At 70.3% G+C, this 22302-nt stretch carries 26 protein-coding genes and 1 pseudogene; 7 read left to right on the top strand and 20 right to left on the bottom strand.

The window, feature by feature from the left end; genetic code table 11:
* The first annotated feature begins 271 nt into the window (after positions 1 to 271).
* On the top strand, positions 272 to 2095 hold the full coding sequence (locus ACFULQ_RS15460; protein WP_383543406.1) for an endonuclease/exonuclease/phosphatase family protein: 1824 nt from the start codon (positions 272 to 274) through the stop codon (positions 2093 to 2095).
* Between the two features lie 51 nt (positions 2096 to 2146).
* On the opposite strand, the gene ACFULQ_RS15455 is transcribed toward ACFULQ_RS15460, so the two are convergent.
* On the bottom strand, positions 2147 to 2875 hold the full coding sequence (locus tag ACFULQ_RS15455) for an SRPBCC domain-containing protein (protein ID WP_383543403.1): 729 nt from the start codon (positions 2873 to 2875) through the stop codon (positions 2147 to 2149).
* 3 nt (positions 2876 to 2878) lie between these two features.
* Complete coding sequence (locus ACFULQ_RS15450; RefSeq protein WP_383543400.1) at positions 2879 to 3475, bottom strand: ArsR/SmtB family transcription factor; 597 nt, start codon at positions 3473 to 3475, stop codon at positions 2879 to 2881.
* Between the two features lie 127 nt (positions 3476 to 3602).
* On the opposite strand from ACFULQ_RS15450, the pseudogene ACFULQ_RS15445 reads away from it, so the two are divergent.
* Positions 3603 to 4588, top strand: a pseudogene (locus tag ACFULQ_RS15445) (YihY/virulence factor BrkB family protein).
* Positions 4589 to 4705: 117 nt separating this feature from the next.
* Here the strand turns inward: ACFULQ_RS15445 and ACFULQ_RS15440 are convergent.
* Genes ACFULQ_RS15440 through ACFULQ_RS15425 form a run of 4 tightly spaced genes read right to left on the bottom strand, consistent with a single transcriptional unit; the run spans position 4706 to position 6525 of the window.
* Positions 4706 to 5242, bottom strand: a complete 537-nt coding sequence (locus ACFULQ_RS15440; protein WP_383543397.1) for a DUF3618 domain-containing protein — start codon at positions 5240 to 5242, stop codon at positions 4706 to 4708.
* A complete protein-coding gene (locus tag ACFULQ_RS15435) occupies positions 5239 to 5658 on the bottom strand; it encodes a phage holin family protein (protein WP_383543394.1) in 420 nt (139 codons plus the stop codon). The genes ACFULQ_RS15440 and ACFULQ_RS15435 overlap by 4 nt, the downstream gene beginning before the upstream one ends.
* A gap of 52 nt (positions 5659 to 5710) precedes the next feature.
* Entirely contained in the window at positions 5711 to 6400 is a 690-nt protein-coding gene (locus ACFULQ_RS15430; RefSeq protein WP_383543391.1) for a hypothetical protein, read from the bottom strand.
* Positions 6397 to 6525, bottom strand: coding sequence for a hypothetical protein (locus ACFULQ_RS15425; protein WP_330267722.1), 129 nt, complete (start codon positions 6523 to 6525; stop codon positions 6397 to 6399). Before ACFULQ_RS15425 ends, ACFULQ_RS15430 begins: the two co-directional genes overlap by 4 nt.
* A 155-nt stretch (positions 6526 to 6680) precedes the next feature.
* Between ACFULQ_RS15425 and dapA the strand changes: the two genes are divergently transcribed.
* On the top strand, positions 6681 to 7574 hold the full coding sequence (dapA, locus tag ACFULQ_RS15420; RefSeq protein ID WP_383543388.1) for a 4-hydroxy-tetrahydrodipicolinate synthase: 894 nt from the start codon (positions 6681 to 6683) through the stop codon (positions 7572 to 7574).
* Positions 7575 to 7582: 8 nt separating this feature from the next.
* On the opposite strand, the gene ACFULQ_RS15415 is transcribed toward dapA, so the two are convergent.
* The 6 genes from ACFULQ_RS15415 to ACFULQ_RS15390 form a co-directional block, all read right to left on the bottom strand.
* Positions 7583 to 8812 (bottom strand): WD40 repeat domain-containing protein, encoded by a 1230-nt coding sequence (locus tag ACFULQ_RS15415; RefSeq protein ID WP_383543385.1) that lies wholly within the window; start codon positions 8810 to 8812, stop codon positions 7583 to 7585.
* Positions 8809 to 9378, bottom strand: coding sequence for a SigE family RNA polymerase sigma factor (locus ACFULQ_RS15410; RefSeq protein ID WP_383543383.1), 570 nt, complete (start codon positions 9376 to 9378; stop codon positions 8809 to 8811). The genes ACFULQ_RS15415 and ACFULQ_RS15410 overlap by 4 nt, the downstream gene beginning before the upstream one ends.
* A gap of 137 nt (positions 9379 to 9515) precedes the next feature.
* Positions 9516 to 9725 (bottom strand): hypothetical protein, encoded by a 210-nt coding sequence (locus tag ACFULQ_RS15405; protein ID WP_383543380.1) that lies wholly within the window; start codon positions 9723 to 9725, stop codon positions 9516 to 9518.
* A gap of 125 nt (positions 9726 to 9850) precedes the next feature.
* Positions 9851 to 10840, bottom strand: coding sequence for a 2,3,4,5-tetrahydropyridine-2,6-dicarboxylate N-succinyltransferase (gene dapD / locus ACFULQ_RS15400; protein WP_383543378.1), 990 nt, complete (start codon positions 10838 to 10840; stop codon positions 9851 to 9853).
* Between the two features lie 254 nt (positions 10841 to 11094).
* Complete coding sequence (locus tag ACFULQ_RS15395; RefSeq protein ID WP_383543375.1) at positions 11095 to 11631, bottom strand: TetR/AcrR family transcriptional regulator; 537 nt, start codon at positions 11629 to 11631, stop codon at positions 11095 to 11097.
* Positions 11631 to 11951: a DMT family transporter gene (locus ACFULQ_RS15390; RefSeq protein WP_383543372.1), complete on the bottom strand. Its 321-nt coding sequence runs from the start codon at positions 11949 to 11951 to the stop codon at positions 11631 to 11633. The genes ACFULQ_RS15395 and ACFULQ_RS15390 overlap by 1 nt, the downstream gene beginning before the upstream one ends.
* A gap of 204 nt (positions 11952 to 12155) precedes the next feature.
* On the opposite strand from ACFULQ_RS15390, the gene ACFULQ_RS15385 reads away from it, so the two are divergent.
* On the top strand, positions 12156 to 12974 hold the full coding sequence (locus ACFULQ_RS15385; protein ID WP_383543369.1) for an AbfB domain-containing protein: 819 nt from the start codon (positions 12156 to 12158) through the stop codon (positions 12972 to 12974).
* Between the two features lie 60 nt (positions 12975 to 13034).
* On the opposite strand, the gene ACFULQ_RS15380 is transcribed toward ACFULQ_RS15385, so the two are convergent.
* The 8 genes from ACFULQ_RS15380 to ACFULQ_RS15345 are packed head-to-tail and all read right to left on the bottom strand — an operon-like array spanning position 13035 to position 19576.
* Positions 13035 to 13367: a metal-sulfur cluster assembly factor gene (locus ACFULQ_RS15380; protein ID WP_123988411.1), complete on the bottom strand. Its 333-nt coding sequence runs from the start codon at positions 13365 to 13367 to the stop codon at positions 13035 to 13037.
* On the bottom strand, positions 13364 to 13828 hold the full coding sequence (gene sufU, locus ACFULQ_RS15375; protein WP_123759973.1) for a Fe-S cluster assembly sulfur transfer protein SufU: 465 nt from the start codon (positions 13826 to 13828) through the stop codon (positions 13364 to 13366). The genes ACFULQ_RS15380 and sufU overlap by 4 nt, the downstream gene beginning before the upstream one ends.
* Before the next feature lie 9 nt (positions 13829 to 13837).
* Complete coding sequence (locus tag ACFULQ_RS15370) at positions 13838 to 15094, bottom strand: cysteine desulfurase (protein WP_383543364.1); 1257 nt, start codon at positions 15092 to 15094, stop codon at positions 13838 to 13840.
* Positions 15091 to 15855, bottom strand: a complete 765-nt coding sequence (gene sufC, locus ACFULQ_RS15365) for a Fe-S cluster assembly ATPase SufC (protein WP_053847447.1) — start codon at positions 15853 to 15855, stop codon at positions 15091 to 15093. The genes ACFULQ_RS15370 and sufC overlap by 4 nt, the downstream gene beginning before the upstream one ends.
* A gap of 8 nt (positions 15856 to 15863) precedes the next feature.
* Positions 15864 to 16181, bottom strand: coding sequence for a non-heme iron oxygenase ferredoxin subunit (locus tag ACFULQ_RS15360; protein ID WP_383543361.1), 318 nt, complete (start codon positions 16179 to 16181; stop codon positions 15864 to 15866).
* Positions 16181 to 17362 carry a Fe-S cluster assembly protein SufD gene (gene sufD, locus ACFULQ_RS15355; protein ID WP_383543359.1) on the bottom strand — a complete coding sequence of 394 codons (1182 nt, stop codon included), beginning with the start codon at positions 17360 to 17362 and terminating at the stop codon, positions 16181 to 16183. The genes ACFULQ_RS15360 and sufD overlap by 1 nt, the downstream gene beginning before the upstream one ends.
* Before the next feature lie 52 nt (positions 17363 to 17414).
* Entirely contained in the window at positions 17415 to 18836 is a 1422-nt protein-coding gene (gene sufB / locus ACFULQ_RS15350; protein WP_053847444.1) for a Fe-S cluster assembly protein SufB, read from the bottom strand.
* On the bottom strand, positions 18833 to 19576 hold the full coding sequence (locus ACFULQ_RS15345) for a helix-turn-helix transcriptional regulator (protein WP_383543356.1): 744 nt from the start codon (positions 19574 to 19576) through the stop codon (positions 18833 to 18835). The genes sufB and ACFULQ_RS15345 overlap by 4 nt, the downstream gene beginning before the upstream one ends.
* A 161-nt stretch (positions 19577 to 19737) precedes the next feature.
* Between ACFULQ_RS15345 and ACFULQ_RS15340 the strand changes: the two genes are divergently transcribed.
* From ACFULQ_RS15340 to ACFULQ_RS15330, 3 genes are read left to right on the top strand one after another with little or no spacing between them, the layout of a single operon-like run.
* Positions 19738 to 20595, top strand: a complete 858-nt coding sequence (locus tag ACFULQ_RS15340) for an aminoglycoside N(3)-acetyltransferase (protein WP_383543354.1) — start codon at positions 19738 to 19740, stop codon at positions 20593 to 20595.
* 10 nt (positions 20596 to 20605) lie between these two features.
* On the top strand, positions 20606 to 21529 hold the full coding sequence (locus ACFULQ_RS15335) for an ABC transporter ATP-binding protein (protein ID WP_383543351.1): 924 nt from the start codon (positions 20606 to 20608) through the stop codon (positions 21527 to 21529).
* Positions 21526 to 22296, top strand: a complete 771-nt coding sequence (locus ACFULQ_RS15330; protein ID WP_383543349.1) for an ABC transporter permease — start codon at positions 21526 to 21528, stop codon at positions 22294 to 22296. Before ACFULQ_RS15335 ends, ACFULQ_RS15330 begins: the two co-directional genes overlap by 4 nt.
* The last annotated feature ends 6 nt before the right edge of the window (positions 22297 to 22302 follow it).

Here is a 22302-nt window from a genome sequence, read left to right as displayed (position 1 = left end):
GTCGTGCCACTCAGCCGCTCAGCGTAGACGGATATCCACCCATGCCGCCCGGTTCATCTCCCGGACAGGTGCCGTCCATGGCTGAAACCTTGACAACTGGCCTGACCAGGTTGGAGATTGACGCGCGTAGAAACCCGGCGGACACCTGTTCACTGTATTTTTGCGCACGGTGTTCTCTACGCGCGTCGCAACCGCCCCCACAGGTCGCGGCTCCCACCGTTCCACGTCCACCCTCGTCCCGGCGCCTACGTTCGTCCCCGGAGGGATCCCGTTGCCGAGCAAGAAGTCCGCGCGTCTCGCCGCGCTCACCGTCGCCGCCGCGTCCGCGGCCTCCGCCATCGTCCTCGTCTCGCCGGCGCACGCGGCCGGCGTGAGCATCCACGACATCCAGGGCGCGACCCGGATATCCCCGTACGCCGGTCAGAAGGTCACGGATGTGGCCGGAATCGTCACCGGGGTGCGCACCTACGGCTCCTCCAGAGGTTTCTGGATCCAGGACCCGAACCCCGATGACAACCCGGCGACCAGTGAGGGCGTCTTCGTCTTCACCAGCTCGACGCCGAAGGTCGCCGTCGGTGACGCCGTCACGGTCACCGGCACCGTCTCGGAGTACGTCCCGGGCGGCACCTCCTCCGGCAACCAGTCGGTGACCGAGATCACCAAGCCGACGGTCACGGTCGTCTCCAGCGGCAACGCGGTCCCGGCCCCCGTCGTGGTCGACGCGAAGTCGGTGCCCGCCGCGTACGCCCCGGCCGGCGACTCGGCCGCGGCGAACTCGATCAACGGTCTGACGCTTCGGCCGAACCAGTACGCCCTGGACTACTACGAGTCCCTGGAGGGCATGAACGTCCAGGTCAAGGACGTCCGCGTGGTGGGCGCGACCGACCCGTACACCGAGCTGTGGGTGACGGTGAAGCCGCGCGAGAACGCCACGCGGCGCGGCGGCACGCTCTACGGCTCCTACGACTCCCAGAACACCGGCCGGCTCCAGATCCAGTCGCTGGGCTCGACCGCCGCCTTCCCGGTCGCGAACGTCGGTGACGTCCTCACCGGCAGCACCACGGGCCCGCTGGACTACAACCAGTTCGGCGGCTACACCCTGGTCGCGGGCGAGATCGGCACGCTCAAGAGCGCAGGTCTCCAGCGGGAGTCGACGCAGAAGCAGTCGCGGGGCGAGCTCGCGGTCGCGACCTACAACGTCGAGAACCTCGACCCGTCCGACGCCACCTTCGAGGAGCACGCCTCCGCGATCGTGAACAACCTGAAGTCGCCCGACATCGTGTCCCTGGAGGAGATCCAGGACAACAACGGCGCGAAGGACGACGGCACCACCGCCGCCGACGTGACGGTGACCAAGCTGATCGACGCGATCGTGGCGGCGGGCGGCCCGACGTACGACTGGCGCTCGATCGACCCGACCAACGACACCGACGGCGGCGAGCCGGGCGGCAACATCCGCCAGGTGTTCCTGTTCAACCCGGAGCGGGTCTCCTTCACGGACCGCGCGGGCGGCGACGCCACCACCGCGGTCGGTGTCACCAAGGTGCACGGCAAGGCGCAGCTGACGGTCTCCCCCGGCCGTATCGACCCGACGAACGACGCCTGGAAGTCCAGCCGCAAGCCGCTGGCCGGCGAGTTCGTCTTCCGTGGCCGCACGGTCTTCGTGATCGCCAACCACTTCAACTCCAAGGGCGGCGACTACGGGCTGACCTCGGCGACCCAGCCGGTGCCGCGCAGCTCCGAGATCCAGCGCCACCAGCAGGCCACCCTGGTGAACGGCTTCGTCAAGGACATCCTCGACACCCAGAAGAACGCGGACGTCATCGCCCTCGGTGACATCAACGACTTCGAGTTCTCCGACACCGCGAAGATCCTGGAGGGTGACGGCGAGCTCTGGTCGGCGATCAAGTCGCTGCCGAGGAGCGAGCGTTACACCTACGACTACCAGGGCAACCAGCAGGTCCTGGACCAGATCCTGGTCAGCCCGTCGATCCGGCGGAGCTGCGACTTCGAGTACGACAGCGTGCACATCAACTCGGAGTTCCACGACCAGATCAGCGACCACGACCCGCAGGTGCTGCGCTTCAAGCCGTAACTCCGGCCGGCTCAGGGCTGGTTGAACACCTCGCTCAGCTGAACACCTCGCTCAGCTGAACACGCCGTTCAGCCAGCCCTGCCACTCGCCCTCGCACTCCTTGATGTCGGAGTCGGGGGCGAAGTCGTGCAGCGAGACGCCGACCGGGTGGCCCCAGTGGTTGCGCCCGAAGATCCGGGTGAGGCCCCGGTCGGTGCGCAGCCCGATGAAGTACTCGTTGCGGAAGTCGACCACGGCCTCGAAGGTGTCCGGGCCGTGGACGGTCAGCCGGCTGCCCGCGGCCACGTCCTCGCCGACCCCGAGCGCCCGCGCCACGACGGCGAGGGCGTCCGGCGCCTTGGACGCCTCGGGTCCGTCGAAGGTCGCGAAGGCGGCGGGCCGGGGCGCGAAGTGGACCAGGTACTCGCGCAGGGTGTGCAGGTAGAAGTCGGTGTGCTTGGCGGCGCCGTCGTACTGGTTGTCCCAGTCGTCGACGAAGATCCCGCTGTGCACATACCGCACCCAGGCCCGCCGGCCCTCGTCCCGCGGCTCGATGGTGTAGTCGAGCTGGTTGAGGGTCTGCTCGGAGATGCCGTCGACGTTCTCGACACGGTTGGTGTAGCGGTGCGGCGGGTCCCAGGCGGTGACCTGGGAGCCGAAGGGCCCCTTTCCGCCCACGCGGGGCTCGGGCGGCTCCATGGGCCACAGATAGCCGTCGGTGCCGGTGGTGACCGCCGCCCAGACCTGCTCGGGGGTGGCGTCGACCTCGAACTCGCGGGCGATCTCGAACTCTTTGGACATGATCTACTCCAACTCGGTCTTCTTGAGCGTGGGATGGACGGCCACCACGATCCGGTGGTCCCTGCCGCCCTCGGTGTCCGGGGCGTCGTACTTGCGGATCAGCGCGCCGACCCCGGCCGTCAACTCCTCGATGAACGCGGCTCGTTCGGCGGCGGAGGCGAACCGCACCTCGCCGTCGAGCGCGTAGGTCGCGAGCCTCTGGCGGGCCTTCGCGGCGCCGGTGATCAGTTGGCCCACGTCCCGCACCAGCCGGGCGCCCAGCGCCAGCAGCCAGCGCGCGGAGAGCTGGTCACGGAAGCGGTCCGGGTCCGGCGCCACGGCGGCGAGGGCCAGCGGTGAGATCACGTACGACGCGGCGGTCGCCCGCATCAGCCGCTCGGTGACGTTTCCCTTGCGGCGCTCCCCGGCGAGCTCGACCAGGCCGTGCCGCTCCAGTGCCTTGAGGTGGTAGTTCACCTTCTGGCGGGGCAGCCCGACCTGACCGGCCAGCATGGCGGCCGAGGCGGGTCCGGCCGCCAGTTCGGCCAGCAGCCTCGCCCTTATGGGGTCCAGGGAGACGGCTGCCGCCTCGGGGTCCTCGATCACGGTGACGTCCAGCATGGGTCCACCGTCTCACCGAAAACTTTTTTTGTCCAGGAGAGAGATGTGTTCGGTGAGAGGCGCCCGGACGACCGGGCCGGCCGGCTCGCGTGGGTTCGACCGGCGGTTTCGGGAGACCCGCCGGTTCATGGACGAGCAGGCCGAGAAATCCGCCCCGGAAAGCCCCTCGGAGTTGCCCCGGCGGTCCTGGGCCGCCGTCACGAAGCGCACGTTCAAGGAGCTGCTGGACGACGAACTAGCCGACCGTGCGGCCGCGTTGACGTACTACGGCGTGCTCTCGCTGTTCCCGGCCCTGCTGGTCCTGGTCTCCCTGCTGGGGGTGGTGGGACAGCGCGCGACGGACCGGCTCCTCGACAACATCGGCGGCCTCGCGCCCGGCCCGGCCCGGCCCGGGACATCCTGCGGGACGCGGTGGTCCAGCTCGGCGACTGCGGGGGCACGGGAAGCGTCCTGGCGATCCTCGGACTGCTCGCCGCGCTGTGGTCCGCGTCCGGCTATGTCGCCGCGTTCATCCGTACCTCCAACGCGGTGTACGACCTGCCGGAGGGCCGCCCGGTGTGGAAGCTGACGCCGCTGCGGCTGGCGCTGACCGTGACGCTCATGCTGATGCTGGCGGCGAGCGCGCTGATCGTGGTCTTCACAGGCCCGCTCGCCGAACGGGCGGGCCGGGCGGTGGGGTTCGGCCACGCGGCGATCACGTTCTGGGGCATCGCCAAGTGGCCGGTGCTGCTGCTCCTCGTCGTCGGGATGATCGCCCTGCTCTACTGGGCGGCCCCCAACGTCCGTGGCCGCGGCTTCCGTTGGATCTCCCCCGGCAGCGTCCTCGCCACGCTGCTCTGGCTCGCCGCGTCCGGCGGCTTCGCGCTCTACGCCGCCAACTTCGGTTCCTACAACAAGACGTACGGCACCCTCGCGGGCGCCGTCGTGTTCCTCGTCTGGCTCTGGCTGACCAACCTGGCGATCCTGCTGGGCCTGGAGTTCGACGCGGAGCTCGCCCGGGAACGGGCGATCGCCTCCGGCGAGCACGAGCCGACGGAGGAGCCCTATGTGGAGCCGCGGGACACCCGGGCGTGGCCGGCGAGGCTGCGGGCGGCCAGGGCACGGAAGAGGTGACACCGGGCCGTCCGGCCCGATGCCCCGCGGCAGCGGAACTCCCCGTCAGCGCGTCCGGCCGACGGGGAGCTCTGGGATACAGCGGCCTTCCTCAGACAGCGCCGCAGGTACCGCCGCTCACTTCTTCGGGTACCGCCAAGCCACCACCGCGACCGCGACCACGGCCGCGCCGACGAGCAGCGCCGGCCGCGGATGCCGTATCGCCGCCAGGACCACGGGTCGCACCGGCATGGGCACGCTGTGCTCCGCCCTGCGCTCCAGCTCCTGTCCGGTCCGGGCGGCCCCGCCCTTCGCGGTGTCACCCGCCTGGAGCGTCCGGTCCTGGACCTTGTGCCCGGCCTCCACGGCACGGTCCTGCACCTTGTGCCCGGCCTGGACCGCCCGGTCCTGGACCTTGTGGCCCGCCTGGGTGGCCTTGTCCTGCACGGTGTGCCCGGCATGCGCGGCCGTGCTGCGCAGCTGCACGGTCAGCGCGCCCGCCTTGTCCCTGAGATCTGCCGCCCGGGCCCGGGCGCGGCCCTTCACGTCCATCTTTCCTGCCAACTCCTCCACCGTGTCGCCCAGTTCACTGCGGGTCCGCTCGATCTGGCGCCGCAGTTCATCGGGGCCCTTGGCCCCTGAAGGGGCGTGGTCGCCGGTCGTCCTGTCCGTCATCGGTGCGCCCTTTCCCTGATCTCCTCGACATCGGCCTTGACACTGTCGAGCGCCGCCTCGGGCGTGGGGGGCGTGGCGCCGCGCAGCTGGGCACGGCCGGTCGCGGCGAGCACGCCGGCGATCACGAACAGCACGCCGGTCACGATCAGCGCCGCGGCCCAGACCGACAGCACCAGCGACAGCGCGGCGATGCCCGTCCCGGCGAGCGCGAGCAGTCCCGCGTAGGCGAAGGCGCCCGCGGCGCCGAGCATCCCGCCGCCGCGCCCGGCCCGCCGGCCTTTGGCGGTCAACTCCTCCTTCGCGAGGGCGACTTCCTGCCGCACCAGCCGCGAGAGCTGTTCGGTGGCCTGCCCGACGAGTTCGCCCACCGAATGGTGTTCGTCGTGGGCCGGCCTGGGGGCCGTGGTTCCGGTCACGGTGTTCCGCCTCCTCTCGGTCGGAACCCCCGGGTACCCGGCCGGGCCCCCGCTACCCCTGCGGTCCGCCGTCCGGGCCGCGCTCGCCGAGGCGGGCCAGCTGGCTCTGGAACCAGTCGAGCCGGGCCTGCAACAGGGCGGCCTCGGCGGCGAGTTCGGGCACGCCGAGCCCCTCGGGTGCGTCGAGGCCGGCCACGACAGGACCGGCCGGGCCCGCGATCACCCGCAGCCCCTCCCCGGCCAGCCGGGCGAACCCGGCGAGCGAGACGGCCGTACGGCCTCGAAGGCAGGCCGCGCACGAGGGGGCGAGCGCCCGCCAGCCGGGCCGGCCCCAGCCGGCGTCGGCGAGCGCGGCCGCGACCGTGCCGCAGGCACACGCTCCGACGGTGGCGGTCCGCACCCGCTGGCGGGCGTAGCGGAAGCCGAGCTCGAAGCGGAGGTAGCGGCCGAGGACCAGGACGTCGAGGAGGACGGCCGTGCGGTGCTCGGCCGTGCACAGCAGCGCCTCGGCCGCGGCGCGGTCGTGCACGCAGTGGAAGCCGCAGTCGCAGCGGCGGTTCGGCGCCCGGTGCCGCAGGCCGTAGACGCAGGACGCGTCGGCCAGGACGCCGTACGGCAGCGCGCCGCCGAGCGACACACCGGTGAACCCGGCCCGGGTGCCGTCCTGGGACAGCACCGGGTGGGCGATCTTGTATCCGGTCGGCGGCTCCGCGGGGCGTTCCTCCGGAAGCCGCAGCCTCATCGGGCCGCCGGAACCTCTTCGGGAGCCTTCAGTTCCTTGATCTCCTCGGGAAGGTCGAGTTCGTCGTCCTGGATCTGCGGCCGCTCTTCGGCGACTCCGGTGGCCAGTGCCTTGCCGAGCTTCATGACGCCTCCCACGCTCAGGGGTCCCTTCTCGCCATGGTGACCCATGCGGGCCGTAATGGACATAGGGCCTAGGACCGTATGGTGAAGCTTCTCTTACCGGTACTCCGCAGAAGAATTAAGTGGAGCTTCACTGTCGGCGGGCCGAGACTACCCCCATGACGACTACGCCTGCTCCCTTCGGCCGCGCGCTGTGCGCCATGGTCACCCCCTTCACCGCGGAGGGCGCGCTCGATCTCGACGGCGCCCAGCGCCTGGCCGCGCACCTGGTCGCGCACGGCTGCGACGGCCTCGTCCTGTCCGGCACCACGGGCGAGTCGCCGACGACCACGGACGCGGAGAAGTCGGCGCTGGTGACGGCGGTCCGGGAGGCGGTGGGCGAGCAGGCGTCGGTGGTGGCGGGCGTGGGCACCTCGGACACCCGGCACACCGTCGAGCTCGCCCTGGCGGCCGAGAAGGCGGGTGCGGACGGGGTGCTGGTGGTCAGCCCCTACTACAGCAGGCCACCGCAGGACGCGCTGGAGGCGCACTTCCGGGCGGTCGCGGACGCCTCGGGTCTGCCCGTCATGCTGTACGACATCCCGGGCCGCACCGGCACCCGCATCGAGCCGGAGACCATGATCCGGCTCGCCGAGCACCCCCGGATCGTCGCGGTCAAGGACTGCTCCTACGACCTCCTCGGCACCCAGAAGGTCCTGCACCGCACGGAGCTCGCGTACTACGCGGGCTGCGACGAGCAGATCCTCGCGCTGTACGCGGTGGGCGGGGCGGGATACGTCAGCACCGTGGCCAACGTGGTCCCGGACCGGCTCCGGGCGATCCTGGACCTGTTCGAGGCGGGCGACACCCCCGTGTCCGCCCGCCTCCAACAGAGGGCCGTTCCGCTGATCGAGGCGATGATGGCGGCGGGCCTGCCCGGCACGGTCACTGCCAAGGCCCTCCTCAACGCGCTCGGCCTGCCCGCCGGCCCGGTCCGTGCACCGCTGCGGCCCGCCGACCGGGAGACGGCCGACGGGCTGCTGGCGGAGTACGAACGGTTCGTGGCCGCCTGACGGTCCGGTCAGGGCTGGGCGAAGAGCGGCTCCCAGCGTCCGGCGTCGCCGTCGTTGCCCGCGCGGAAGCCGCTGAGCGGGGTTTCCTTGTCGCTGCCGATGGTGACGAGCACCAGCCGCTGGTGGAACTCGTTCTTGTCGTTCTTGCCGATGTCCCAGGCGATGAGCTGCTTGTTGCCCACCCAGGCGAGCAGCTGCTGACCGCGCACCTCGGTCTTCGCACCGGTCTCGGCGTCGAGGACGTACGAGGACGTCTTCCACTTCTTGCCCGCGAAGTCACCGGCGACGAGCTTGCCGTCGGGTGACGTGCCGGCGTCGACGAACCACGACAGGTACTGGTAACCCGCCGGCGCGGGGACCTCCTTGCCCGAGAGGTCGTAGAACGCATAGCCCGGTTCCATGGGGCGGCCCTCCCAGACGTACCTGCCGTCGTCGGTGAGGGCGAAGTCCTGGCGGCTGTTGAGCATGGTGCCGCTCATGGGGTCGTCGGAGTCGCCCGCGAGCTTGATCTCGGTCCAGGCGCCGGCCCCGGAGGCCACGTCGAGGACGAAGTAGCCGGTTCGGCTCGACGTCCACGGCTGGCCCCACTCGACGTTGCCCTCCGTCTTGACCAGCCGGTCGGGGTTCTGGCTGTACGTCGTCGCGACCAGCTTGCGGCCGTCGCGGGAGAACGTGACCCCGCCGACGCGGTGGTCGACCTGGATCCACCGCTCGACCTTGCCGGTGGTCAGGTCGAGCAGACCGATCCGGGGGACGGGCAGCTCTCGTTCGAGGACGGCTGCGGTCCTCCCTCCGGGGGCGACGGCGACCCAGGACCAGTTCGCGGCCTTGGCGTAGGTGCCGGTCTTCGGGTCCAGCAGGTAGTAGGTGCGCCGGCGGACGGCGCTGTCCGCGCTCTTCTCGACCGTCTCCGAGAGGGAGTACCCCGCAAGGCTCGTGCCCCCGACGGAGATCTCCTCGCGCGGCGGCGACTGGTCGGGGTGGGCCTTCGTCTTCTTCTCCACCACGATTCCACCGCCGCCGCCCGAGGGCCGTACGTCGTCCTTGCCGGAGTCCAGCAGCGGTACGGCCACCGCCACGGTGACCGCGGCGACCGTGGCCGCGGCGGCGAGCGCGATCCTGCGACTGCGGCGGCGGCGCCGCACGGCGAGCACCCGGTCGGCGAACCCCGCCGCGGCCGGGGGCTGTTCGGCAGCCTGCTCGCGCAGCGCGTCGCGCACGATGTCGTCGACGTTCACGGACGCACCTCCACGGGCGAGTAGTCACGGGACGCGATGCGCTCGGCGTCGGCGGGCCCGAGGGCGGCCAGTTCGGGTGCGAGCGAGCGCAGCCGGGCCAGCGAGCGGTGGGTGGTGGACCGCACGGTGCCGACCGAGCAGCCGAGCAGCCGGGCCACGTCGGCCTCGGGCAGGTCCTCGAAGTAGCGCAGCACCAGGACGGTGCGCTGGCGTGCGGTGAGCCGGGACAGGGCCTGGCGCATCACGAGGCGCAGTTCGGTGGCGGCGGCGGTGTCGGCCGGGGTCCCTCCGGTGCCCGCCGGTTCGGGCGGCTCGGCGACGCTGAGCTCCCGGCGCGGCCATTTCAGCCGCCAGCGGCTGACCTGCTGGCGGTAGAGGACCTGCCGTACGTAGGCCTCGGGTTCGTCGATCTTCTGCCAGCGCCCGGCCGCCCGGACCAGGGCGTTCTGGAGCAGGTCCTCACCGGCGTGCTGGTCTCCCCCGCACAGGAGGACGGCGGTCTTCAGCAGGGCGGACGACCTGCTGTCCACGAAGTCCCGGAAACTCTCCAGCCCTTCGGCATTCATCGTCACCTTCTCTTCCCCGGCGGCGCCGGTGCGCCGTCCCTCCGCCCCTTGTGACGCCTGCGGGCCTCCCCCGCTATGCCGCGGACATGAAAAAAGTCGCCGCAGAGGCGAATCCTCTACGGCGACCTCGGCGCGGGTCAGTTCCAGGAGTACCCGTCGCCGATCAGCAGCAGGTGCTCGAGGACGTCCTCCATCGGGTCGTCCACCTGGCCGATGTTGACCAGGCCGACCCGGGGGCCATTATGGGAGCCGGTGTTGGTCTCGTCTGCGCTCGCGGTGCCGGCCGACATCCCGCAGGACGCCCCCGCCAGGAGCAGCGCCCCGGCCCATGCCCGCCTGTTCTTCATTGTTCCGCCCCTGTTTCGTCGTCTCGGCCTCTGATCGGACTCTGCGTCCACCCGTTCATCTGCCGAAACGCCCGCGAGGTCACGCCTGGTAACCCGTAAGTGATCTTCGAGGCGGCGGAAGCACCTCAGTTGTGGCTGTGCAGGATGTCGTTGAGGCCGCCCCAGACCGCGTTGTTCGGGCGGGCCTCGACGGTGCCGGTGACCGAGTTGCGGCGGAAGAGGATGTTGGAGGCGCCGTTCAGCTCGCGGGCCTTGACGATCTGGCCGTCGGGCATGGTGACCCGGGTGCCCGCGGTGACGTAGAGACCGGCCTCGACGACGCACTCGTCGCCGAGCGCGATGCCCACGCCCGCCTCGGCGCCGATCAGGCAGCGCTCGCCGATGGTGATGCGGACGTTGCCGCCGCCGGAGAGCGTGCCCATGGTGGAGGCGCCGCCGCCGATGTCCGAGCCGTCGCCGACCACGACACCGGCGGAGATCCGGCCCTCGACCATCGACGTGCCGAGCGTGCCGGCGTTGAAGTTGACGAAGCCCTCGTGCATCACGGTGGTGCCCGCGGCGAGGTGCGCGCCGAGCCGCACCCGGTCGGCGTCGGCGATGCGGACGCCCTTGGGGGCCACGTAGTCCGTCATGCGCGGGAACTTGTCGACGCTCGTCACGGCGAGGTGCAGGCCCTCGGCGCGGGCGTTCAGGCGCACCTTCTCGACGTCGTCGACGGCGACCGGGCCGAGCGAGGTCCAGGCCACGTTGGGGAGCAGGCCGAAGATGCCGTCCAGGCTCTGGCCGTGCGGCTGGACCAGGCGGTGCGAGAGGAGGTGCAGGCGCAGGTAGGCGTCGTGGGTGTCGAGCGGCTTCTCGTCCAGGGAGGCGATGACCGTGCGGACCGCGACCACCTCGACACCGCGCCGGGCGTCCGGACCGATCGCCTTCGCGGCACCCTCGCCGAGCAGCTCCACGGCCCGCTCGGCGGACAGCCGCTCGGTGCCTGCGGGACCCGGCTCGGCGGCCAGCTCGGGAGCGGGGAACCAGGTGTCGAGAACGGTGCCGTCGGCGGCGACGGTGGCGAGGCCTGCGGCGATGGCGCCGGTGATACGCGGAGCAGTCGTGTCGGTCATGAGGGCAACCTAACCGCCGGGGGGCGCACGAGGCGAACCCGCACGCGGGCCGTCTCAGAAGCCGGGCGGTACGACCTGCCTTCCGGTGCCCCGGACTCCCCACGTGGTGCGGGGCACCGGCCCCAACAGGACCGAAGCGGCTGTCGGCCGGGTCAAGGCTCCTCGGGGCCGTGTCGGCGGGGCCCTGGATCCTCACCGGTGCGCGCCAGGGCCCGCCCGATGGACGACGAAGAGTTCACGGACCCCGGCGAGGATCAGGGAATCACCCGCGCCAGCATCTCCCGCGCATACCTCTCGTCGTACGGCACCCCCGTCAGCAGCACCTGGAGGCAGATCCCGTCGGTCAGCGCGACCAGGGCCCGTGCCGTGACCGGGTCCGTGCGGTGCGCGAGGCGGGCGGCGAGGTCGTCGGCCCATTCGGCGGCGACGGGGCGCAGCGCGGGCCTGCGCAGCGCGGCGAGGTAGAGCTCGTACTCCAGCTCGACGCCGGTACGGTCGCCGCCGAGCCACTCGCCGAGGACGCGGGCGAGGTCGGCGGCGAGGTCCCCGCCGGGACCGTCCAGCGCTCCGTGCGCGGCGACCGCCTTGGCGAAGCCCTCGCTGGCCTGGCGCAGCGCGGCGACCATCAGCTCGTCCAGGCTCTTGAAGTGGTACGTCGTCGAGCCGAGCGGCACATCGGCCTCGGCGGCGGCACTGCGGTGGCTGAGCCCCGCGAGGCCCTTCTCGCCGACGACCCGGATGGCCGCGTCGATGATCCGCTGCCGGCGCTCGGGGTCGTAGCGCCGGGCCATCAGTGCGCCCCGCCCAGGTTCAGCACCACGACCCCGACGATGATCAGCGCGATCCCGGCGGCCTTGGTGACCGTCATCCCCTCCCCGAGGAAGAGCATCCCGATGGTGGCGATGGTCGCGGTGCCCACGCCGGCCCAGATCGCGTAGGCGGTGCCGACGGACACCGTCTTCAGGGTCTGGGCGAGCAGGGCGAAGGACAGGACGTAGCCGAGCACGGTCAGCAGTGAGGGGCCGAGCCGGCTGAAGCCCTCGGTGTACTTCATGGCCGTGGTCGCCGCGACCTCGGCTGCGATGGCTCCGGCGAGGAGCAGATATCCCATGTGTACAAGCGTACATAACGGCGGACATGAACGCCGGACGGACTGCTTGGGCAGGGAATGTGGAAACCGTTCGATTCAAAGGGCTGCTGACAACCCCCGGTAACCACTACTGTTCCCTCCGGAACCACTGTGTTTCACCTTTCACATACCGCGCCACCACAGCAGCGGCCGTCGCACACCTGCGCCGCGCCGGAGGAATCGCGCATGCCCGAAGAGAAGTCCCGGCCGCCTCAGGACCGCCCCTGGGAGAACGGCTGGACACTGGACACCGCCCGCACACCCGGCACCCGACGGCTTTATCTCGCCGGTGCGCTGGCGGTGGCCACGATCGTCGCCTGTGTGGCGGCGATAGCCGCGACCGACAACGAGGACGCCAGGACGGCGAAGACCGCGCGGGACGAGGGATCCGGTCTGATCTCCTTCTCCTCGCAGCCGGCGACGACCCTCCCCCCGGAGGGCGACAGCGGTCTCTCGTCGGTGTCCCCCACTCCCCGGAGCCCCCGCCAGCAGGGTCCCGGCCCCACCGCCACGGTGACGGCCACGCCGAAGCCGCCCAAGTCCACCCCGTCCAAGAGCGCTTCGTCGAAGCCGAAGCCCTCGGTGACGTACCGCTCGGTCCGCGCGGTCAACTACCCCGACCGCTACTGGCATGTGACGGAGTACTACGTGGCCCTGGACCCGGTCCGCGGCTCGGAATCCCGCGAGGACTCGACCTTCAAGCAGGTCAAGGGCCTGGCGAACGCCTCCTGTTACTCCTTCGTCACGCACGACGGCAAGTACCTGCGCCACAGCAACTTCGTCCTGCGTGCCGCCCGCGACGACGGCTCGTCGCTCTTCGAGCAGGACGCGACGTTCTGCCCCCGGGACTCCTCGTACGCCCCGGGCGCCGTGATGCTGGAGTCGGTCAACTACCCCGGCTACTTCCTCCGTCACAAGAACTTCGTGGTCCGCCTGGACCGCTTCGAGTACAGCTCCCAGTATCTGGCGGACTCCTCGTTCCAGTTGGTGGGCGGGCTGTCCTGAGCATGCGAAAGGGGCCGCGGCACCTGGCCACGGCCCCTTCGAACCACCGGTCGGACTCGCTCAGACGTTGAAGCCGAGCGCCCGAAGCTGCTCCCGCCCGTCGTCCGTGATCTTGTCCGGGCCCCACGGCGGCATCCACACCCAGTTGATGCGCAGTTCGCTGACGAGGCCGTCCGTGGCGGACTTGGCCTGGTCCTCGATGACGTCCGTCAGCGGACAGGCCGCCGAGGTCAGCGTCATGTCGAGGGTCGCGATGTTCGCGTCGTCGATGTGGATGCCGTAGATCAGGCCGAGGTTGACCACGTCGATGCCCAACTCGGGGTCGACGACGTCGTACAGCGCCTCGCGGATCTCTTCCTCGGAGGCCGGCTTCATCTCAATGGTCTCGCTCATGCCGTCTTCCTTTCGGCGTCGGCGTCCAGCGCCTGGGCCGTCGCGTCCTTCCACGCCATCCAGCTGAGGAGGGCGCACTTGACCCGGGCCGGGTACTTGGAGACACCGGCGAACGCGACCGCGTCCTCCAGCACCTCCTCCATCGCGTCGTCGGGCTCGATCTTTCCCTTGGACTGCATCAGCTCCAGGAAGGTCTCCTGGATCTTCTGCGCCTCCGCCAGGTCCTTGCCGACCAGCAGATCGTTCAGCACGGAGGCCGAGGCCTGGCTGATCGAGCAGCCCTGGCCCTCGTACGAGACGTCCTCGATCCTCGTGCCGTCGTACTTCACGCGGAGGGTGATCTCGTCACCGCACGTGGGGTTCACGTGGTGCACCTCGGCGTCGCCGTCCCTCAGACCACGCCCGTGCGGGTGCTTGTAGTGGTCCAGGATGACTTCCTGGTACATCGAGTCCAGCTTCACGACAGCCTCTCAGCCGAAGAAGTTCCGTACGTGCTCCAGCCCGTCGACCAGTGCGTCGATCTCGGCGGGCGTGGAGTACAGATAGAACGACGCTCGCGTGGTCGCAGGAATTCCGTACCGCAGGCAGACCGGCCGCGCGCAGTGGTGGCCGACCCGGACCGCGATGCCCTCCTCGTCGAGGACCTGGCCCACGTCATGGGGGTGGATGTCGCCCAGGGTGAAGGAGATCGCCGCGCCCCGGTCCTCGGCCGTGGTCGGGCCGATGATCCTGAGGCCCGGGACCTCGGTGAGGCGCTGGACCGCGTACTCGGTCAGCGCGTGCTCATGGGCGAGGATCTTGTCCATGCCGATCGACTGGAGGTAGTCGATCGCCGCACCGAGCCCGACCGCCTGCGCGATCGGGGGCGTGCCCGCCTCGAACTTGTGCGGGGCGGGAGCGTAGGTCGACGAGTGCATCGACACGGTCTCGATCATCTCGCCGCCGCCGAGGAACGGGGGCAGGTCCTCCAGGAGTTCCTGCCGGCCCCACAGCACTCCGATACCGGTCGGACCGCACATCTTGTGGCCCGTGAAGGCCACGAAGTCGGCCTGGAGGGCCTGCACGTCTATCGGCATGTGCGGCGCCGCCTGCGAGGCGTCGATGCAGACCAGCGCGCCGACCTCCTGCGCCCGGCGGATGATCGTCTCGACCGGGTTGACCGTGCCCAGGATGTTGGACACCAGCACGAAGGAGACGATCTTCGTCTTCTCGGTGATGATCTCCTCGATGTTGGACAGGTCGAGCCGGCCGTCGTCGGTCAGGCCGAACCACTTCAGCTTCGCGCCGGTGCGCTGCGAGAGCAGCTGCCACGGCACGATGTTGGAGTGGTGCTCCATCTCGGTGATGACGATCTCGGTCTCGGAGTCCACGCGGTAGGGCTCGTCGGCCCAACCGAGCATGTTCGCCACGAGGTTGAGCGACTCGGAGGCGTTCTTGGTGAAGATCACCTCGTCGCGCGAGGGCGCGTTGATGAAGGAGGCGACCTTGTCGCGCGCTCCCTCGTACAGCGCCGTGGCCTCCTCGGCGAGCACATGCACACCGCGGTGGACGTTGGCGTTGTAGCGCTCGTAGTACTCGCTCAGGGCGTCCAGCACCTGGCGCGGCTTCTGCGAGGTCGCCGCGTTGTCCAGGTACACGAGCTTCCGGCCGTCGTGGACCTGACGGTCCAGGATCGGGAAGTCCTTGCGGATCGCCTCGGTGTCGAGGAGGCCCGGCAACTGCGTCACTCGGATGCGCCACCCTTCGTGTAAGCCTCGTAGCCCTCGTTCTCCAGCTTGTCCGCGAGCTCGGCGCCGCCGGACTCGACGATCTTGCCGCCGGCGAACACGTGCACGTGGTCGGGCTTGATGTAGCGCAGGATGCGCGTGTAGTGCGTGATCAGCAGGGTGCCGACCTCGCCGGTCTCACGGACGCGGTTGACGCCCTCGGAGACGACGCGCAGGGCGTCGACGTCCAGGCCGGAGTCGGTCTCGTCGAGGATCGCGATCTTCGGCTTGAGGAGCTCCAGCTGGAGGATCTCGTGGCGCTTCTTCTCACCGCCGGAGAAGCCCTCGTTGACATTGCGCTCGGCGAAGGAGGGGTCCATGTTGAGGCGCTCCATGGCCTCCTTGACCTCCTTCACCCAGGTGCGCAGCTTGGGGGCCTCGCCGCGGATGGCGGTGGCGGAGGTGCGCAGGAAGTTGGAGACCGAGACGCCGGGGACCTCGACGGGGTACTGCATCGCCAGGAACAGGCCCGCGCGGGCGCGCTCGTCGACCTCCATCTCCAGGACGTCCTCGCCGTCGAGGGTGACGGTGCCGCCGGTGATGGTGTACTTCGGGTGACCCGCGAGGGAGTAGGCGAGGGTCGACTTGCCGGAGCCGTTGGGGCCCATGATGGCGTGCGTCTCGCCCTGCTTCACGGTGAGGTCGACGCCCTTGAGGATCTCCTTCGTGGCGTTGTCGGCCTCGACGGTGACGTGCAGGTCGCGGATTTCAAGCGTTGCCATGGATTGCCTCAGGACTCCTGGTTGAGGGAGACGAGCACGTCGTCCCCTTCGATCTTTACGGGGTATACGGGGACGGGGCGCGTCGCGGGAAGGCCGGACGGCTTGCCGGTGCGCAGGTCGAAGCTGGAGCCGTGCAGCCAGCACTCGATCTGGCAGTCCTCCACCTCGCCCTCGGAGAGCGAGACGTTCGCGTGCGAGCAGATGTCGTGGATGGCGAACACCTCCCCCTCGGTCTGCACGACGGAGACCGGCGTGCCGTCGAGTTCCACCCGCTTCGGGGTGTCCTCCTCCAGCTCGCTCAGGCCGCAGGCACGTACGTAGGCCATCAGACGGTGGCCTCCAGCTCCTCGTCGATCTTCGCGAGGAGGCGCTCTTCGATGTCGTCGACACCGATCTGCTGGACCAGCTCGGCGAAGAAGCCGCGGACCACCAGTCGGCGGGCCTCGTCGGCCGGGATACCGCGGGCCATCAGGTAGAAGAGCTGCTCGTCGTCGAAGCGGCCGGTGGCGCTGGCGTGGCCGGCGCCGACGATCTCGCCGGTCTCGATCTCCAGGTTCGGCACGGAGTCGACCCGGGCGCCGTCGGTGAGGACGAGGTTCCGGTTCATCTCGTAGGTGTCGGTGCCCTCGGCCTTGGCCTCGATGAGCACGTCACCGATCCACACCGCGTGCGCGTCGTCGCCCTGGAGCGCGCCCTTGTAGACGACGTTGGACTTGCAGTGCGGGGTGTTGTGGTCGACCAGGAGGCGGTGCTCCTGGTGCTGGCCCTTGTCGGTGAAGTAGAGCCCGAACAGCTCGGCCTCGCCGCCGGTGCCGGCGTAGGAGACGCGCGGGTGCAGCCGTACGACGTCGCCGCCGAAGGTGACCACGACCGACTTGAAGGACGCGTCCCGGCCGATGAGCGCGTTGTGCTGGGCCACGTGGACGGCCTTGTCGTCCCAGTCCTGGACGGAGACGACGGTCAGCTTGGCGCCGTCACCGAGGACGTAGTCGACGTTGGCCGCGAGGACGGCGTCACCGGTGTGGTCGATGACGACGACGGCCTCGGCGAAGGCGCCCAGCTCGATGACCTGGTGGCCGAAGCGGGTGCCGCCCTCGCCGTGCACGGCGATGCGGATCGGCTCGGTGAGCACGGTCTCCTTGGGGACGGTGACCACGCCGGCCTGCTCGAACGCGGAGTACGCCTGGGCGGCGACGCGGTCCACCGGGGTGCCCGCCCGGCCGAGGCGCGCGTCGTCACGGCCGACGGTCTCGACGGTGACGCCCGCGGGAGCCTGCACGTCGACCTTCACGCCCTCGCCGGTGGCGACCGCGGTGCCGTCGTGCAGCCCGCGCAGGCGCTCCAGCGGGGTGAACCGCCACTCCTCCTCACGGCCGTGCGGGACGGGGAAGTCCTGCACGTCGAAGGAGGGGGGCGCGCTCATGCGCGTGGCGACGGTCGACTCGGCGGCCACCGCGATCGAGCCGGCGGTGGTGGACCCCACCGGGATGTTCTGAGCCTCAGCCATGGCTGTCGGTCTGCTCTCTTCCTGCGTAAGTGACTGGATGGACGGCGATCGCTTAGCCGACCGCGCCTTCCATCTGGAGCTCGATCAGCCGGTTGAGTTCCAGCGCGTACTCCATCGGCAGCTCCTTCGCGATGGGCTCGACGAAGCCGCGCACGATCATGGCCATCGCCTCGAACTCGGAGAGACCGCGGCTCATCAGGTAGAAGAGCTGGTCCTCGGAGACCTTGGAGACGGTCGCCTCGTGGCCCATGGACACGTCGTCCTCGCGGACGTCCACGTAGGGGTACGTGTCGGAGCGGGAGATGGTGTCGACGAGCAGCGCGTCGCACAGCACGTTCGACTTGGATCCGGCGGCGCCCTCACCGATCTCGACGAGACCGCGGTAGGACGTACGACCGCCACCGCGCGCCACCGACTTGGAGACGATGTTCGACGACGTGTTCGGCGCCATGTGGACCATCTTGGAGCCGGCGTCCTGGTGCTGGCCCTCGCCCGCGAAGGCGATGGACAGGGTCTCGCCCTTGGCGTGCTCGCCCATCAGGTAGACGGCCGGGTACTTCATGGTGACCTTGGAGCCGATGTTGCCGTCGATCCACTCCATGGTCGCGCCCTCGTACGCCACGGCGCGCTTGGTGACCAGGTTGTAGACGTTGTTCGACCAGTTCTGGATGGTCGTGTAGCGGCAGCGGGCGCCCTTCTTCACGATGATCTCGACCACCGCGGAGTGCAGGGAGTCCGACTTGTAGATCGGCGCCGTACAGCCCTCGACGTAGTGGACGTAGGCGTCCTCGTCGACGATGATCAGCGTCCGCTCGAACTGGCCCATGTTCTCGGTGTTGATCCGGAAGTAGGCCTGGAGCGGGATCTCCACGTGCACGCCCTTCGGCACGTAGATGAAGGAGCCGCCGGACCACACCGCGGTGTTCAGCGACGCGAACTTGTTGTCGCCGACCGGGATGACGGTGCCGAAGTACTCCTTGAAGAGCTCCGGGTGCTCCTTGAGGGCGGTGTCGGTGTCGAGGAAGATGACGCCCTGCTCCTCCAGGTCCTCACGGATCTGGTGGTAGACGACCTCGGACTCGTACTGGGCCGCGACACCGGCGACGAGGCGCTGCTTCTCCGCCTCCGGGATGCCGAGCTTGTCGTACGTGTTCTTGATGTCCTCGGGAAGGTCCTCCCAGGACTCCGCCTGCTTCTCCGTGGAGCGCACGAAGTACTTGATGTTGTCGAAGTCGATGCCGGAGAGGTCCGAGCCCCAGTTCGGCATGGGCTTCTTGTCGAACAGGCGCAGACCCTTGAGGCGGAGCTTGGTCATCCACTCCGGCTCGTTCTTCTTCGCGGAGATGTCGCGTACGACTTCCTCGCTCAGACCGCGCTTCGCAGAGGCGCCGGCTTCGTCGGAGTCGGCCCAGCCGTATTCGTACTTGCCCAGGCCCTCGAGCTCAGGGTGGGCAGTCTCCGTGGGGAGAGTCATGCGGGGTTCCTCCCGGCCGTGCTTGCAGATGCGTGATCAGACATGTGGGAAATCTTGGGGATGAACGTCGTGCAGACGCCGTCGCCGTGCGCGATGGTCGCCAGTCGCTGGACGTGCGTGCCGAGCAGCTGGGAGAAGATCTCCGTCTCGGCGTCGCACAGCTGCGGGAACTTCTCCGCGACATGGGCCACCGGGCAGTGGTGCTGGCAGAGCTGCTCGCCGACCGGTGCGCTCCGCGCCGTAGCAGCGTACCCGTCCGCGCTCAGGGCCTTGGCCAGGGCTTCGGTGCGCTCCTCGGGGGCGGCGGACTCGACGGCCTTGCGGTACTCCTCGGCCTGCGCGGCGATCCTCGCGCGCGCGAAGGCGACGATCGCCTCGTCCCCGCCGAACCGCTCCTGGATCCAGCGCAGGGCGTCCGCGGCGAGCTTGTCGTAGGACTGGTCGAAGGCGTCCCGGCCGCAGTCGGTGAGCGCGAAGACCTTGGCGGGCCGGCCGCGCGTCCGCGCCCCGTACACCCGCTGCTCCCGCGCCTCGACGACCTCGTCGCCCACCAGAGCGTCCAGATGACGCCGTACGGCCGCGGGGGTGAGCCCCAGCCGCCCGGCCAGCTCGGTGACGGTCGACGGCCCGTGGTCCAGGATGGATCGCGCGACGCGGTTGCGGGTGGACCGCTCACCGGTCGCGAGCTCCTCCTGAGGGGCCCCCGTGGGGGTCTCCCGAGCCTCGCCGACGTTTTTCACAACGCCATTGTTGCGTAATTCCTCAGGACCGGGCAAGCCGCGCCCGCCCCGGAGGACGGTGCCCTGCATCACTTAGGCATCCCTAACCTGACCTGCGGAAACGATCTTTGATCGATCAATCGGGTGGCGCGCGGCGGTTCTGTCAGGGACACTCCCGAACCATGCCGACACCACCTCCCACCGGCCCACTTGTCACCCGCGACTCCCTCGCCGGGCAGTTGCGCGAGCTGGGTGTCCGCACCGGCGAGACCCTCCTCGTGCACTCCTCCCTCAGCTCTCTCGGCTGGGTCTGCGGAGGCTCCGTCGCGGTGGTCCAGGGCCTCCTCGACGCCCTCGGCCCGGACGGCACCCTCGTGGTCCCCACCCAGACCGGCGACCTCTCGGACCCGGCGGTGTGGAGCAACCCGCCGGTGCCCGAGGACTGGTGGGAGACCATCCGCGCGACCATGCCCGCCTACGACCCCCTCGTCACGCCCTCGCGCGGGGTGGGCGTGGTCCCGGAGACCGTGCGCACCTGGTCCGGCGCGCTCAGGAGCGCGCACCCGCAGACCTCGTTCGCGGCGATCGGCCCACGCGCGCGTGCCGTCCTGGACGGCCACGCCCCCGACTGCCGCCTGGGCGAGCGCAGCCCCCTGGCCCGCCTGGAGGCCCTCCACGCGCGCGTGCTGCTTCTCGGCGCCGGCTACGACACCTGCACGAGCTTCCACCTCGCCGAGTACCGCATACCGACCCCGCGGGTGAAGGTCGGCCGCCCGGGACCGGCCGGCTGGGAGGTGGTCACGGAGGTCTCGATCACCTCGGACCGCTTCGACGAACTGGGCTACGACTTCGAGCGGGACACCGGGGTCGTCGTACGGGGAAGGGTGGGCGGGGCCGACGTACGGCTGTTCCCGGTGGCGGACGCGGTGGCGTACGCCGAGCGCTGGCTGCCGCTGCACCGCTCCCGCGAGGACGTGCCCGGGAGTGCGCCGGGTGGAGATCCTGCACCCGCCCACCGGCCGCGCGGGCCGCGAACCTAGACTCGGGCCCATGCGAAGTGAGCCCGTGGTCCAGGTCCACGCCCTGGTGAAGCGGTACGGCACGAAGGCCGCCGTGGACGGCCTCGACCTGGTGGCCCGGGCGGGCGTGACCGCCGTACTCGGGCCCAACGGCGCGGGCAAGACGACGACCGTCGAGACCTGCGAGGGCTACCGGAAGCCGGACTCCGGCACGGTACGGGTCCTGGGCCTCGACCCGGTGCGACAGGCGCGTGAGCTGCACCCGAGGATCGGCGTGATGCTCCAGTCCGGGGGCGTGTACTCGGGTGCCCGGGCCGACGAGATGCTCCGGCACGTGGCCCGGCTGCACGCGCACCCGCTGGACGTGGACGCGCTGATCGAGCGCCTGGGCCTGGGCGGTTGCGGCAGGACGACGTACCGCAGGCTGTCGGGCGGCCAGCAGCAGCGCCTGGCGCTCGCGATGGCCGTGGTCGGCCGCCCGGAGCTGGTCTTTCTGGACGAGCCGACGGCGGGCCTCGACCCGCAGGCCCGCCGCGCGACCTGGGACCTGGTCCGCGACCTGCGCGCCGACGGCGTCTCGGTCATCCTCACCACGCACTACATGGACGAGGCCGAACAGCTCGCCGACGACGTGGCGATCATCGACGGCGGCCGGGTGATCGCCCAGGGCACCCCCGAGGAGTTGTGCCGGGGCGGCGCCGAGAACACCCTGCGCTTCACCGGCCGCCCCGGCCTGGACGTCGGCTCCCTCCTGAAGGCCCTGCCGGCCGACTGCACGGCGGCGGAACTGACCCCCGGCTCCTACCGGGTCGTCGGCAAGGTCAACCCGCAGCTCCTGGCGACGGTGACCTCCTGGTGCGCCCAGCACGGCGTCATGCCGGAGAAAATCTCGGTGGAACGACACACCCTGGAAGACGTCTTCCTGGAGCTCACGGGTAAGGAACTGCGCGCATGACGGCCACCGGCACCTACACCCCGAAGCCGGGCGCCGCGCCCCTGGGACGCATGATCGCGACGCAGGCCGCCCTGGAGACGAAGATGCTGCTCCGCAACGGCGAACAGCTGTTGCTGACGGTGGTGATCCCCACCCTGATCCTGGTCCTGTTCAGTTCGGTGGACATCGTCGACACGGGCCAGGACAAGGCGGTGGACTTCCTCGCCCCTGGCGTCCTCGCCCTCGCGGTCATGTCCACGGCCTTCACCGGCCAGGCCATCGCCACGGGATTCGAGCGCCGCTACGGCGTCCTGAAGCGCCTGGCCTCCTCCCCGCTCCCCCGCTGGGCCCTGATGACGGCGAAGACGGCGTCGGTCCTGGTGACGGAGATCCTGCAAGTGGCGCTGCTCACGGTCATCGCCCTGGCCCTGGGCTGGTCCCCGCACGGCAACCCCCTCACCGTCGCGCTGCTCCTGCTCCTCGGCACAGCGGCCTTCTCCGGCCTGGGCCTCCTGATGGCCGGCACCCTGAAGGCGGAAGCCACCCTGGCCGCCGCCAACCTGGTCTTCCTGCTCCTGCTGGTCAGCGGCGGCGTCATCGTCCCGCTCGACCGGTTCTCCGAGGGCACCCAGGACGTCCTGAGCCTGCTGCCGATCACCGCTCTCTCGGACGGCCTGCGGGACGTACTGCTGCACGGGGCCGGGGTGCCGTGGGGCGACCTGGGGATCCTCGCGGTGTGGGGGGTCGTGGGACTGGCCGCGGCGGGACGCTTCTTCCGCTGGGAGTGAGTCCGC

The organism is Streptomyces sp. NPDC057253 (assembly GCF_042669125.1).
Taxonomy (GTDB): domain Bacteria; phylum Actinomycetota; class Actinomycetes; order Streptomycetales; family Streptomycetaceae; genus Streptomyces.
This window is presented reverse-complemented; position numbering and strand designations above follow the sequence as displayed.